Origin of the sequence: Nocardia arseniciresistens, from assembly GCF_046764875.1 — a bacterium.
GTDB classification, from domain to species: Bacteria; Actinomycetota; Actinomycetes; order Mycobacteriales; family Mycobacteriaceae; genus Nocardia; species Nocardia arseniciresistens.
This window is the reverse complement of the sequence record NZ_JBKORD010000004.1, coordinates 329,910-343,587: the sequence shown is the minus strand read 5'-3', so window position 1 is coordinate 343,587 and position 13,678 is coordinate 329,910. Positions and strand designations below refer to the sequence as shown.

Sequence of the window (13,678 nt, the reverse complement as noted above, 5' to 3'; positions counted from 1 at the left end):
GCGTGCGAAGGATCGGCGAGGCACTCGACTCGATCACGGCCTTTCTGGGGGCCGCGGTCGCCGGCGTCGCGCTGTTACTACCGATCACCTTCACGTGGACCGGCGAGAGCACGCCGTATCGGATGACCAGTCTCGTCAACAGCGTGCCGCGCGGTGCCGCGTTCGGTCTAATCGTCGCGGTCACCGTCGCCGTGCTGGTGACCACCTTCACCAGCCCGGTGACGGCATGGGCGACGGCGCTCGGCGGCGCGCTCGGCATGTTCGTCAATCACCTTGTCGGAGACCATGTTTCCTCACCCGACATGCTGACGACACAGAACTATCTGGACGCGGTGTGCTCGGGTGTCCTACTCGGTGCGCTCGGCGCGGCGGTGCTGCGCAGGCCGGGACCCGCGACCGGATTCGCACTGGGTGGCGCGAGCTCCTTCGTGTTCGGCGACCTCGCCGAATGGCTGAACATCACCGATCAGGACCCGTTCACGGTTCTGGAGACACCGCCGCGGTCGCTGATCGCGGTGGTGGTGTTGTTCCTGGTGGTCAGCACCTTCCGGAACCGGTATCGGCCAAGGGACGCGCGGTCGCCACGAATGACGATCGAGCTGCCGGTGACGCCGATCCTCGCGGCCATGGTGCTCGCCCTTGTCATTCTCGCCGTCACCGAATGGCTGGCCCGCCAGTACCAGGACGCACCCACTCTCGGCCACGGGATCGATATAGGACTCGCGGTCACCGCGACGGTGATCGCCAGCACGGCCGCCGCCATGCTGCTGCCCGGGCGCGACGGCGCGGGCGTCTACCTCGCGGCAAGCCTGGTTCCCGTCGCGGATGCCATGGGCTACGCCCCCCGGCCGGGCTGGAGTCTGCTCGCGGTGGTCGCGGTGACCGCCTTCGGACTATTCATCGGGATGCGCCTGCCCTCGATGTCGCTGGCGATCATGCTGATCATCGGACTCGCGGCATTCGCCCTTGCCACCACTAGCGTCGACGGCGACCTCATACTCGGAGTAGGCAGCGCCGCGCTCGCGCTGACGACGGGCTACTGCTGCGGCGCCGCACGACCTCGCTATGCCCCGAGCGGCGTGCTCGCGATCGGGGCGCTGTTCCTTCCTTCGATCATCACAGCGATACCGGTCCAATTCGACGGTGAGCCGATGCGCGAGAATGCCGTCAGCCCGTCGATAGCTGCCCGTACCGCACTCGCGCTCGCGATTTGTTCAGCCGTCGGGTTGGCGTTGCTGCACCTATTCCGCCCGCACACCCGGCCGCAACCGGACAATTCCACCGAAGACGAAAAGTTTGCGGATATATAGCCGATCCGCGGGGACATGGCCTACGCCATACTCACCGACGCCACTGCAAACACGCACTCCGCGTAGGATTCACCCACATCACACCGCCGCACCGACCCGACGGAGTGCAGTTTGCTCGCAATCCTGCTCGCACATGTCATAGCCGCGCTCGCAGCGCCGTTATGCGTGCGGGTATCGGGTCGCAACGCGTTCTATGTGCTCGCCCTCGTCCCGCTCGGCGGCCTTGGCTGGGTGATCGCGAATTGGGGTAGCACAGAGCAGGTTCGGGTCGCGTGGGCACCGAGTATCGAGATGAATATCGACCTGCGCTTCGATTCACTCGCCGCGGTCATGTCGGCGCTTGTGCTCGGCATCGGCACGCTGGTCCTGTTCTACTGCGCCAGATATTTCCAGGACGACGAGCCGAGGCTCGGGGTCTTCGCGGCCGAGATGGTCGCCTTCGCCGGTGCCATGTTCGGCCTGATCACCAGCGACAACATGCTGCTGTTGTTCGTCTTCTGGGAGGCGACGACGGTTCTGTCGTTCCTGCTGGTCGGCCACAACGCCGAGCAAGCGGTCAGCCGACGGGCGGCGATCCAGGCGCTGCTGGTGACCGGCGCCGGCGGGCTCACGATGCTCGTCGGCATCATCATCCTCGGCCGGGCCGGCGGCAGCTATCTGCTCTCGGACCTGCTCGCACGACCACAACCGCCCGATGGCATCGCGGTGAATGTCGCTGTGGTGCTGCTGCTCATCGGGGCGTTGAGCAAGTCTGCGATCGTGCCGCTGCATTTCTGGCTGCCCGGCGCGATGGCGGCGCCGACACCTGTCAGCGCGTACCTGCATGCCGCCGCCATGGTGAAGGCGGGCGTGTATCTGGTGGCCAGGCTCGCACCGGTATTCGCGAGCAGCCCACCGTGGCATCCACTGATCCTGACCCTCGGTGTGGCATCCATGGTGCTGGCCGGATTGCGTTCGCTACAGGTCTACGACCTCAAACTGGTGCTGGCATTCGGCACTGTCAGCCAGCTCGGCTTCCTGATCCTGATGGTCGGCCTCGGCACGCCGGACGCGGCGCTCGCCGGAGTAACGCTGATCGTCGCGCACGCGTTCTTCAAGGGCTGCCTGTTCATGGTGGTCGGCATCATCGACCACGGTGCCGGTACGCGAGATCTACGGCAGCTGTCGGGCATCGGCCGCCGCGCACCTGCGCTGTGCGGGGTAGCGGTTCTCGCGGCGCTCAGCATGGCCGGTATACCGCCGATGCTCGGCTTTCTCGGCAAGGAAAGCGCGCTGGCCGCGATCCTGGACACCGACACCCTCGCCGGGCCAGGAAGGATCGCTCTTGCCACCGGCGTTGTGCTCGGATCCATGCTGACGGTCGGCTACAGCATCCGGTTCGTCTGGGGCGCGTTCGCGGACAAGTCGGGACGTTTCAGCACGGCCGGTGCGGACGATCACGATCGGCACCACGTGCAGGATCGAGGTCTGCGCGACAAAAGCAACCGGCAGTGGCATGCCCCCGGCGCGCTCCTGCTCGCCGCGCCCGCGGTACTCGCGGTGGCGAGCCTGGCCGCGGGCTTTGCCGCGCCGTGGCTCGACGAGCTGCTGGACCCGTATGCGAAATCCCTTCCGGGGGTGCTGGATTCGCATCTGGCGCTGTGGCACGGATTCAATGTCCCACTCGCGCTGACGATCCTGATCATCGCCGCCGGCTTCGTGCTGTTCGGAGTGCGCGCCCGCATCGGTGAACCCGCGCGGCCCAGGCTCGGCAACGCCGACCGCGCTTACGACGCGACCCTTGCGGCCATGGATCGGCTGTCGATGCGGATGACCGGCGCCGTGCAGCGGGGTTCGCTGCCGCTGAGCCAAGCGACCATCCTCGGCACGCTGATCATCCTGCCGGTGGCGTTGCTCGCGATGGGCACCCGCACGGGAGTCGAACTGCGCCTGTGGGATTCGCCGCTACAACTGGCCATCGGCGCGATCATGGCCGCGATGGCGTTCAGCGCGACGCTGCTGCGTAATCGGTTGGCCAGCGTGCTCGTCGTCGGCGTCACCGGTTACGGATGCGGTGTGATCTTCGCGCTGCACGGCGCCCCGGATCTCGCACTCACCCAATTCCTGGTCGAGACACTGACATTGGTGTTCTTCGTGCTGGTATTGCGCGCCTTCCCTTCGGAGATCGAGGACAGCCGTACGGCCGCCTTCAAGATGCGGAGGGCGGTGCTCGCCGCCGGGGTCGGCGCGACAGTGGCGGTGCTCGCCGCGTTCGCCACCGCCGCGCGCAGCACCGAACCCATCTGGCATCTGATCCCCGACGCCGCATACATCTTCGGCGGCGGCAAGAACGCGGTCAATGTACTGCTGGTGGATATCCGCGCGTGGGACACCCTCGGTGAGATCTCGGTACTCGTGGTCGCCGCGACCGGTGTCGCTTCACTGGTGTTCCGCAGCCGCCGTTTCGGCAGTGCGCCGCGCGCCGTCGACGCGCCCGACTACGATCCGGACCTGGTGAGCTGGCTGCCCGCCGGTCGGCTCGTCGATCGGCGGGAGCGGTCGATGGTTTTGCAGATCACCACAAGACTGGTCTTCCCGACCATCATGGTGCTGTCGGTGTACTTCTTCTTCTCCGGCCACAACGCCCCAGGCGGCGGTTTCGCGGGCGGGCTGACCGCAGGACTGGCACTGACCCTTCGCTATCTCGCGGGCGGGCCGTACGAACTCGGCGAGGCGCTACCCGTCGACGCGGGCCATCTGCTCGGTGCCGGGCTGGCGCTGGCCGCCGGAACCGCCTCGGGCTCACTGCTGTTCGGTGCGCCGCCGCTGACCTCGGCGATTTGGGAGGCGACACTGCCGGTGATCGGGCACATCAAGCTGGTCACCGCACTGTTCTTCGATCTCGGCGTCTATCTGATCGTGGTCGGCCTTGTGCTCGATGTACTGCGCAGCCTCGGCGCGCGGCTGGACAAGGAACTCGGCACCGACGAAACCGCCAGTGCGAATGGCGGTTTCCGGTCGTGACGGCGAACCTGACCCTGCTGATCCTCATCGGTGTACTCGTCGCCTGCGGGGTCTACCTGATCCTCGAACGGGCGGTGTCGAAAATGCTGCTCGGCATGATCCTGTTCGGCAACGCGGTGAATCTGCTGATCCTCACCGTCGGCGGATCGAGCGGAAGACCACCTATTCGCGATGCCGGCAACCCCCGGGAGCAGATGGCCGACCCGCTGTCCCAGGCCATGGTGCTCACCGCGATCGTGATCACCATGGGCCTGGCCGCCTTCGTCCTCGCGCTCGCCTACCGGTCCTACAGCCTCACCACCATGGAGGACGTCCAGAACGACCAGGAAGACGTCGATATCGCCGCGCGGCGCGAGCGAGAGGACCCAGAGGATTGAGCCCGTCGCCGGATCTGCTGCCCGTGCTCGCACCGCTGCCTGTGCTCGTCCCGATGCTCGGGGCCGCGACCACCCTGGTGTTCGGGCGCAAGCCACGCGTCCAGCGCGCGATCATGCTGCTCGCGCTCGCCTCCGTCGTCGCGATCTGCGGGCTGCTGCTATTCCTCGCCGACCGGGACGGGACCACCGCGGTGCAGGTCGGCGGCTGGGACACGCCGATCGGCATCACGTTGGTCGTGGACCGGCTCTCCGCGGCGATGCTGCTCGTCTCGTCCGTCGTGCTGCTTTTCGTATCCGCCTACGGCTCGGGCCAGAACATCCGTGACGGCGACGACCGACAGCCGACCTCGATCTACCGACCGACATATCTGGTGCTGACAGCGGGTGTTTCGGCGGCATTCCTCGCCGGTGACCTGTTCAACCTGTTCGTCGGCTTCGAGATCCTGCTTACCGCGTCGTTCGTGCTGTTGACCGTCGGCGCCGCCGCGGACCGGATCCGCGCGGGTGTCGCGTATGTAATGGTGTCGATGCTGTCGTCGCTGATCTTCCTGACCGGCATCGGACTTGCCTACGCGGCCACCGGAACACTCAACTTGGCGCAGCTGGCCGTGCGGATGGGTGAGGTGCCCAATGGCACCCGCACCGCCATCTACGCGGTGCTGCTTGTGGCGTTCGGCATAAAAGCCGCGGTCTTCCCACTGTCGAACTGGCTGCCCGACTCCTACCCGACCGCACCGGCACCGGTGACCGCCGTTTTCGCCGGGCTGCTCACGAAAGTCGGTGTGTACGCGATCATTCGGACGCACACGCTGCTCTTTCCCGACGGCGGCTTCGATACTGTGCTGCTGGTCTGTGGACTGCTCACCATGCTGATCGGCATTTTCGGCGCGATCGCGCAGAACGATATCCGTCGTCTGTTGTCGTTCACACTGGTCAGCCATATCGGCTACATGGTGTTCGGTGTCGGGCTCGCCACAACGGCCGGGCTTGCCGGCGCGGTCTTCTATGTGGTGCACCACATTCTGGTGCAGACCGCGCTGTTCCTCGTGGTCGGCCTTATCGAACGGCAGGCCGGATCGGTGACGCTGCGCAGGCTCGGCGGACTGGCAACAGCGAGCCCGCTACTTGCCGTGCTCTTCTTGATTCCCGCGCTCAATCTCGCTGGGATACCGCCGTTCTCGGGGTTCATCGGCAAGGTGACGCTGTTGCAGGCCGGCGCCGCGGACGGCAGCGTGCTCGCCTGGGTGCTGGTGACCGGCTCGGTGGTCACCAGCCTGCTGACGCTGTATGCCGTCGCACGGGTGTGGAGCAAGGCCTTCTGGCGACCGAGGTCGGAGGCGCCGGAGGGCCATCTCGCCGCCGCGAAGCCGCCGACGCTGATCGAGGATACGACCGACGTGCTCTACGACGAACGCACCGACCCCGGCCGGATGCCGGTGCTGATGGCACTGTCGACGACGGCTCTCGTCGCGGCCGGACTCAGCCTCACGGTGCTTGCCGGGCCTATCCTCGGCATCGCCGACCGCGCCGCGACGGATCTGCGCGACCCCACGGTGTATATCCGTGCTGTACTCGGTAATTCGGAGACAGCCACGCATGGAGCGGTCCGATGAGCATCGCGCGCGCGGCGATCAACAGGGAGCGCGCGGTCCGAGTCGGCATTCTGCTCTGGCTGACCGCTGTCTATATGGCCCTGTGGGGAGACCTCAGTGTCGCCAATCTGCTGGCCGGGCTCGCCGTCGCCGCGCTGATCATGATCACACTGCCATTGCCACGGGTGCCGGTCGCCGGACGACTACATCCGCTCTCACTCGCCGAACTCATCGTGGTGAGCGTGTATTACGCCCTCGAATCCAGTCTCCAGGTCGCCTGGTTCGCGATCCGGCCCGCGCGGCCGCCGATATCCGGTGTGCTGCGGCTGCGCATGGAGATCAAATCCGATCTGGTGCTCGCGTTGTGCACGGACCTGCTGAATCTGATCCCGGGCACGATGGTGCTGGAGATCGAGAAACAACGCCGAGTCGTATTCGTACACGTGTTGGACGTGAGCAGCGATGCGGCCGTCGACAAGTTCTATCGGACCACCCGGCGACTCGAGCGACTGCTGATCGATTCGTTCGAGCGCCCTGCCGAATGGCATCTCACCAAGCCACCGGAGGTGAACAGGTGACCGTCGTCGCCATTATCGCAGCGGCGCTGCTGACGGCCGCGGCCGTGATCACCAGCTACCGCGTCCTCGCAGGACCGAGCACCCTCGACCGGGTCGTCGGCATCGACTCCCTGATGGCGATCGCCGCCTCCGGTCTCGCGGTCTGGGCGGCCCACAGCGACGACACCACGGTGCTTCCGGCGATCGTCGCGCTGGCTCTTGTCGGGTTCCTCGGCTCGGCCGCGGTCTCCCGATTCCGGGTAAGGGACGACCAAATGACGCGCGCCCGGGGCGACCGATGACACTGTGGGACTGGGTTTCCGCCGTACTGATCCTGTCCGGCGCCATGCTGGCGCTGACCGCGGCGATCGCGATCGTGCGCTTCCCCGACACCCTCGCGCGCATGCACGCCGCGACCAAACCGCAGGTGGTCGGGCTGATCCTGGTGCTGGAAGGCGCGGCGATCCAACTGCGCGGCCACGGCAACGTCTGGTTGTTGGTCCTGGTCGGCCTTTTCACCCTGCTCACCGCCCCGGTCATCGCACACCTGATCGGCCGCACCGCCTACCGCGAGCAGCGCCACCGCGACGGATTGTTCCGCGTCAACGAACTCGGCGACGAGATCGACCGAATCGACGAGCCATGATCACTCGGTCGCAGGATCAGCCCTGAGCAGACCGGACCAAGCCTCGTCCGGCGATTCCACTCCGGGACGCCTGGCGAACCAGGTGGCATGGAACGCGGCGGCCATGGCCGCGAGCAGCGCGAGCACTACAGTGCCCGCGAGCACCGGGTATTCGGCCATCGGGACGGCAAGGTAGCGGTAAGCCAGCAGCAGCGTGGTCAGGATCGCGGCGCCGAAACCGACCAGCCGGATACGGAAGGGCCCCCAGCCACGTTCGGGTTCGCGCAGCACCGACTCGACGGTCAAGCAGAGCACCGCGCCCGCGACCAGGTCTACGCCGTAGTGATAGCCGAAGCCGAGCGTCGCGGTCAGTGTGGCGAGCAGCCAGAAAGCGCCGCCCAAGCGCAGCCAGAGCGGCGCACGCTCGCCGTTGGTGTCGCGGCGGGTGTGCACGAACACCGACAGCGCCCAGGCCGTGTGCATGGACGGCATACAGTTGCGCGGCGTCGCGGCGTCGAACGGCAGTGCCGCGGGGCTGCGATCGATCGGCGGCAGCACTCCAGGCCAGAAATTGCCTGCCTGTAACCCATGTCCGTCGGATCCGAAAGCGAACATCGGACCGACCACGGGGAAGATCACATAGATGACCGGACCGAGCAGCCCGAGTACCAGAAACGTCCGCACCAGATAGTGGCTCGGCCACTGCCCCGTCGGGACCACCCTGCGCAGCTGCCACACCGCGACGACGATCGCCGCGACCGGCAATTCGATGTACACCCAATGCAGTACCCCGTAGACCGCAGGGCCGAGCGAGTCGACTACTCGGCCCATCACCCACGACGGGTCGCCGAGGGCGTGGTCGGCCAGCATGACGTACTCGTCGAGCACCGTCGGCCTGGTGATCACCGTGACGTGCAGCCAGACATCGCCGACCTTGGTCGCGAGCATGAGCAATGCGCCGAGGGCGGCGGCATGCAGCGCATTGCGCCGCTCGACACCGCTCCAGCGCAGCACGGCGATCACGGCGATCGCGGTGAGCACGATCACCGGACCGTTGCCGACGGTCACCGGATCACCGGCGAGCAGACGCCCCACCGCACACGCCAGGTCGATGGCAACGGCCGCGCCGAGCGCGATGACTCGACGCCGCGTCGAAAGACCGACGAGCGCGAGCACAAGACCCGCCCACGGCACCGACATGGACTTGGGCGTACCGACATAGTCGTGTAGGAGGCTCTCGAGCGGCCCCTCGAATCCCTGCCCTACGGCCACAATCTGCAAGGCGATCAGCAGGATCGGGACAGCGGCGACACCGGCCGCCATCCACACCAGGGTATGCGGCGCGCGCATACGCGCGGGCGCACTTCCAACACTGGAACCCGGATCTTCGACAAGCACGTCGACCATAGTAAACGGGCGGTGAACGCCACCCCACTTGCCGACTGAACGTCAGTCGACCGAAACGGTGCGGAACTTACTGGTTCAGCTCGTTGACCAGCGAGTCGACCACCGCGATCAGATCGCCCTGTGCGGCAGCGGCGACTTTGCGCTGGCGCTGATACGACGCCCCGCGCTCGGGAATCTCGGCGACCAGCCGCAACTCGTCCGCGCAACCGAGCCGCTTGGCCGTCGGCTCCAGCCGGTTCAGCAGATCCGTCAGATCATCGGTGACCAACCGCTCGTTGCTGTCGGCATCGACGATGACGATCGCGTCGAGGCCGTAGCGGGCCGCGCGCCACTTGTTCTCCTGCGCATGCCACGGCGGCAGCGTCGGCAGCTGTTCGCCGTTCTCCACCCGCTGATCGAGATCCACGATCAGGCAGTGGATGAACGACGCGAGCGCCGCCAACTCCGCGCGGGTCGAAATGCCGTCACAGATGCGCACCTCGATGGTGCCCCACTTGGGTGCCGGCCTGATGTCCCAGTGCATGCCACCGAGCTGATCGAACACCCCGGTCTTGAGCTGGTCGTACACGAAATGCTCGAACTGCCTCCAGTTTTCGAACTGGAACGGCAAACCCGCTGTGGGCAACTGCTGGAACATCAGCGTCCGATTGCTCGCGTAGCCGGTGTCCGACCCCGCCCACATCGGCGAGGACGCCGACAGCGCGAGCAGATGCGGATACGCGAGCAGCATCGAGTTGAGAATCGGAAAAACCTTGTCCCGGTGCGAAACTCCGACGTGTACGTGCACGCCCCAGATCATCATCTGACGACCCCACCACTGGGTTCGCTCGATCAGCTCGTCGTAGTGTGGCGAGCGGGTGAGCTGTTGGGCGGACCACTGCGCGAACGGGTGGGTGCCCGCACAGAACAGATCCACACCGAGTAGGTCGGCGGCACGACGCACGCTGTCCATGGTGCCGCTCAGATCGTCGATCGCCTCGCCGACCGTGTTGTGCACCCCGGTGACCAGCTCGACGGTATTGCGCAGCAACTCCTTGGTGATCTGTGGTGTGCCGTCGTGCGCACGGAGATCACCCACCGAATCGAACACTGCCGCAGCTGTATTCGACAGGTCACGGGTGACCTTGTCGACCAGCGCGATCTCCCATTCGACACCGATGGTCGGCCGGGGCGAACCTTGGAAGGGAACTTGCTCGATTCCTGGCCCGGCCATATCGAACCTTGCTACTGGATCACGCCACAGGCGATGCGGCCACCCGCGTCACCGGTTGCCAGTGTGGAGTCGTCGGGGCCGGCAACGCCGTCGGCACGGAGATAGCGATTGGGGATATTGCCGAAGTTGTCGGCATCGGCGTGAATCATCAGGGCCTTGCCCTTGATGTCGTCGAGGGTCACCGCATCGGTGGTGGTGACAAGCTTCGCCACGCCGTCGTTGCGGACCTCCAGCGAGGTCAGATCGCCGCTGGCCGGGTGCGAGTTGGCGCTACCCACTTGCAGGTGGCCGCCCGCGGAGAGGAAGTCACCGGCAGGGCCGCCGGTCGGCGCGACCGAGTTGGCCTCGCACTTGCCGACCTGGTGGATGTGCAGCCCGTGGAATCCCGGCTTCAGGCCGTGCGCCTCGACCGTGAACTGCAGGTGGCCGCCATCCTTTGCGATATTCGCGGTGCCGACGGAGGCGCCTGCGGCGTCCTTCAACTCGACCTTCATGCCGCCGTTGGCGTCGGCACTGCCGTGACTACCGTGCTCGGTATCGGTGCCGGTGCCGCCTGCCGGAGCGGACGCGCCGGTCCACACCGGAGGCGTGGTTCCCGTGACGTCGCTCGACTCCTGACTGTTGGAACAGGCAGCGAGGCCGAAGACCGCGACCGCAAGCACCGGGGTCACAGTCCGCCAGGACGGGCGACGAGATGTGGACGGGGCCATTGGGGGAACTCCTTTACGAGTACCGAGTTTACGAACAAATCCGAGTGGAAAGGTTCGTTCCGCTCAAGATGATGCCACGCCCGTCGTGTCGCGCGCGTGACCGGGCCGTGTCGCGGCGAGGCCCGAACTTCAGTTACCCGTCACAACGACGGTCACGCCCGAACCCGAGTCGCCGCTACCGGTAGTGCGCGGCACAGCGCTTACGCCGAGTTCTTGGGCGATGGCCATGGCCGCCTCCCGCTCGCCTGGCGTATTTCCATAGAACACAGTCGTTTTCGCGATGGTCTCGCCGGGATAGTTCCCGACTTCCGCGACGTTCCAGCCGCTCTCGCTGAGCTCACTCGCGGTGCGCGCCGCCAATCCGACGACGAGGCTGTTGTTCAGAACCCGCACCGGAACGGCGCGACCGGCGGCCGGTGTCGTCGACGGCGGCGTTGTGGAAGGCGTTGTAGATGCCCCGGTGGTGGTTGTCGCCGACGTCGACGGTGACGCGGTCGTCGTCCGAACGACGGCGGAGGTCGCGGGAACCTGTGGCGCGGCCGTCGCGGTCTCCGACTCGCCCGTACCAGAGGCGTCGGCGTCGGAATTCGACAGCGACATCGCACCGAGGCCCGCGAAAACGATGGCCAGCGCGATCAACACCATCGCCAGCGCACGCAGCGGCGGTCCCCCGGAGGTGGGATTCGGGTAGCTCACCTACTCGACCCTAGTCTGAATTCACAGCAGTGGGTCATACCTGGAAGCCGAGCCGCCGTGCGGCCCTGGCCTTCTGCCTGCTCGCACGCAGCCTGCGCAGCCGCTTCACCAGCATCGGGTCGGCGGCGAGCGCCTCCTGACGATCCACGACCGCATTGAGGACCTGGTAATACCTGGTCGGTGACATGCTGAACAGTTCGCGGATGGCTTCTTCCTTGGCACCCGCGTACTTCCACCACTTACGTTCGAAATCCAAAATATCGCGCTCGCGACGGCTCAAACCGCCATCGTCACCGTCGTCAGCCTGCGTCGAGACCTCTACCGTGACATCTTCGCTCGCGGAAGGGCTGTCCTGGATCGCGGAAATATTCCGCGCCGCTGCGCCGTCCATCTTGCTCCCTCGCCGAGTAACCACCAGACGAAAAATGATGATGCTTGTACGTCGCGGATCATTCAACCACGGGCCGCTGGGAATGCCGCAACTACATATCGGCGTGTTCCTTACCGCTCGGTAACGCGTGTCAGCAGGGTGTTCGCACCCTGGCGCCGGACGACACGGATCGCCCGCAATAATTACCCCATGGCAATCCTCCCCATCGTGATCGTCGGCGACCCCGTTCTGCACCACCCGACCGAACGGGTCAGCCAGACGCCGGAGGAGCTCGCGGAGCTGATCGCGGACATGTACGAGACCTTGGACGCCGCCAACGGCGTCGGCCTCGCCGCCAACCAGGTCGGCATACCGCTGCGGCTGTTCATCTACGACTGCCCCGACGTCGGCGCGGACGGGAAGCCGACCCGGCGCACAGGTGCGGTGATCAACCCGGTGCTCGAGACCTCGGAAATCCCCGAGACCATGCCCGATCCCGACGACGACGAAGAGGGCTGTCTGTCGGTCCCCGGCGAGCAGTTTCCCACCGGCCGGGCCGAGTGGGCTCGGGTCACCGGCACCGATGAGCACGGTGAACCGGTCGATATCGAGGGCAAGGGCTTCTTCGCGCGCATGCTCCAGCACGAGGTCGGTCACCTCGACGGTTTCCTCTACGTCGATGTGCTCGTCGGGCGCAACGCTCGCGCGGCGAAGAAGGCGATCAAGCGAAATGGCTGGGGTGAACCCGGGCTGAGCTGGATTCCCGGCACTGTCGCCGATCCGTTCGGACATGATGAGTGACGCCGCGCTTCCCGATATTCCGCTCGGCCGTCGGGTGGTGCTGCGCTATCGGCTGCCCGCCGGTTATCCACAACCGCTCACAGATGTGATCGGCGAGCTGGTCTCGATGGATCCGCCTACGGTGCGGTCCGCGAACGGGCAGGTCGTTTCCGTGGCCGCGGACCGGATCGTCGCATTGAAAGCATTGGGGCCGAGACCGATTCGCACCAAGGAGATCCGGGCGCTGGAGGCCGCCGCGGCCAACGGCTGGCCGGGCATCGAGCACGCCTGGATCGACGGCTGGCTGGTGCGCGCCGGGCGCGGCTACACCGGCCGCGCGAATTCGGCGGTGCCGCTCGGCAATTCGGAGGGACCCGCGGAGCTTGGTGCGCAAACCCTGCATCGCATCGGCGAGTGGTTCACCGCGCATGGACTGCCGTTGTTGCTACAGCTGCCCGATCGCCTCGCGCCGGTGTCGCCGGGCTGGAACAGCTGGAGCGAGACCTCGGTGCTCGGTGTCGACATCGAGACAATCGTTCTCCCGCAGGGTCCGTCGATGGTGCGGATCGCGCCCACACCCGACCCCGCCTGGCTGGAGATGCACCGGTTCAAGGGTGAAGCGCCTGCGGCGCAGCGTGTTTCGAGGCCCGTTCCGGTACTGGAAGTACTGACCGCGGTACAGGACGGCGAGGTGGGATTCGCCTCGCTCGGCCTTCCACAACCGATCGCGATCGGACGCTGCGCGCTCACCACCGCGCCGGACGGCCGACGCTGGGTCGGGCTCACCTGTGTCGCGGTCGCCGCGGAGCATCGCAGGCACGGGCTCGGTTCGCTGGTGTGCGCCGAGCTGATTCGCTGGGGCCACGCTCGGGGCGCGACCCATGCCTACATCCAGGTCGAGGTAGACAATGCCGCGGCCATGGCGATGTATCACGATATGGGCTTCGTCGAGCACCACGCGTACCGGTACGCCGCGCCGGAGGGCACTCGCTGATCCGACCGAGCTCGGGTAGAACGGTTTTGATAACCCACTGTGAA

Annotated in this window: 14 protein-coding genes; 9 read left to right on the top strand and 5 right to left on the bottom strand. The window is 66.3% G+C overall.

From position 1 onward, the window contains the following. Window positions 1-2 precede the first annotated feature (2 nt). The 7 genes from ACLMAJ_RS09365 (at window position 3) to mnhG (ending at window position 7,485) form a co-directional block, all read left to right on the top strand. Window positions 3-1,310 carry a hypothetical protein gene (locus ACLMAJ_RS09365; RefSeq protein WP_412013136.1) on the top strand — a complete coding sequence of 436 codons (1,308 nt, stop codon included), beginning with the start codon at window positions 3-5 and terminating at the stop codon, window positions 1,308-1,310. 111 nt (window positions 1,311-1,421) lie between these two features. Next, window positions 1,422-4,313: a Na+/H+ antiporter subunit A gene (locus ACLMAJ_RS09360; RefSeq protein ID WP_412013135.1), complete on the top strand. Its 2,892-nt coding sequence runs from the start codon at window positions 1,422-1,424 to the stop codon at window positions 4,311-4,313. Further along, entirely contained in the window at window positions 4,310-4,690 is a 381-nt protein-coding gene (locus tag ACLMAJ_RS09355) for a Na(+)/H(+) antiporter subunit C (RefSeq protein WP_412013134.1), read from the top strand. Before ACLMAJ_RS09360 ends, ACLMAJ_RS09355 begins: the two co-directional genes overlap by 4 nt. A gap of 53 nt (window positions 4,691-4,743) precedes the next feature. Beyond that, window positions 4,744-6,303 (top strand): Na+/H+ antiporter subunit D, encoded by a 1,560-nt coding sequence (locus ACLMAJ_RS09350; RefSeq protein WP_412013278.1) that lies wholly within the window; start codon window positions 4,744-4,746, stop codon window positions 6,301-6,303. Window positions 6,304-6,320: 17 nt separating this feature from the next. Beyond that, complete coding sequence (locus ACLMAJ_RS09345) at window positions 6,321-6,860, top strand: Na+/H+ antiporter subunit E (protein WP_412013277.1); 540 nt, start codon at window positions 6,321-6,323, stop codon at window positions 6,858-6,860. After that, on the top strand, window positions 6,857-7,141 hold the full coding sequence (locus tag ACLMAJ_RS09340) for a monovalent cation/H+ antiporter complex subunit F (RefSeq protein ID WP_412013133.1): 285 nt from the start codon (window positions 6,857-6,859) through the stop codon (window positions 7,139-7,141). Before ACLMAJ_RS09345 ends, ACLMAJ_RS09340 begins: the two co-directional genes overlap by 4 nt. Next, the gene (gene mnhG, locus ACLMAJ_RS09335; protein WP_412013132.1) at window positions 7,138-7,485 is read left to right on the top strand and encodes a monovalent cation/H(+) antiporter subunit G; all 348 of its coding nucleotides are present in this window, start codon (window positions 7,138-7,140) and stop codon (window positions 7,483-7,485) included. Before ACLMAJ_RS09340 ends, mnhG begins: the two co-directional genes overlap by 4 nt. Here the strand turns inward: mnhG and ACLMAJ_RS09330 are convergent, their stop codons facing one another. The 5 genes from ACLMAJ_RS09330 to ACLMAJ_RS09310 form a co-directional block, all read right to left on the bottom strand. Then, window positions 7,486-8,814, bottom strand: a complete 1,329-nt coding sequence (locus tag ACLMAJ_RS09330; protein ID WP_412013276.1) for a phosphatase PAP2 family protein — start codon at window positions 8,812-8,814, stop codon at window positions 7,486-7,488. A 124-nt stretch (window positions 8,815-8,938) separates the two neighbouring features. Continuing rightward, a complete protein-coding gene (locus ACLMAJ_RS09325) occupies window positions 8,939-10,084 on the bottom strand; it encodes a glutamate--cysteine ligase (RefSeq protein WP_412013131.1) in 1,146 nt (381 codons plus the stop codon). Between the two features lie 11 nt (window positions 10,085-10,095). Continuing rightward, window positions 10,096-10,794, bottom strand: coding sequence for a superoxide dismutase[Cu-Zn] (sodC, locus tag ACLMAJ_RS09320; protein WP_412013130.1), 699 nt, complete (start codon window positions 10,792-10,794; stop codon window positions 10,096-10,098). Window positions 10,795-10,923: 129 nt separating this feature from the next. Then, a complete protein-coding gene (locus ACLMAJ_RS09315) occupies window positions 10,924-11,490 on the bottom strand; it encodes a LytR C-terminal domain-containing protein (protein WP_412013129.1) in 567 nt (188 codons plus the stop codon). 34 nt (window positions 11,491-11,524) lie between these two features. Continuing rightward, on the bottom strand, window positions 11,525-11,881 hold the full coding sequence (locus tag ACLMAJ_RS09310) for a nucleoid-associated protein NapA (RefSeq protein ID WP_412013128.1): 357 nt from the start codon (window positions 11,879-11,881) through the stop codon (window positions 11,525-11,527). Window positions 11,882-12,070: 189 nt separating this feature from the next. Here ACLMAJ_RS09310 and ACLMAJ_RS09305 point away from each other — a divergent pair, with 189 nt between their 5' ends. Together ACLMAJ_RS09305 and ACLMAJ_RS09300 are read left to right on the top strand one after the other, a co-directional pair. Continuing rightward, complete coding sequence (locus tag ACLMAJ_RS09305) at window positions 12,071-12,661, top strand: peptide deformylase (protein WP_412013127.1); 591 nt, start codon at window positions 12,071-12,073, stop codon at window positions 12,659-12,661. After that, window positions 12,651-13,634 carry an N-acetylglutamate synthase, CG3035 family gene (locus ACLMAJ_RS09300; RefSeq protein ID WP_412013126.1) on the top strand — a complete coding sequence of 328 codons (984 nt, stop codon included), beginning with the start codon at window positions 12,651-12,653 and terminating at the stop codon, window positions 13,632-13,634. The genes ACLMAJ_RS09305 and ACLMAJ_RS09300 overlap by 11 nt, the downstream gene beginning before the upstream one ends. Window positions 13,635-13,678: the final 44 nt, after the last annotated feature.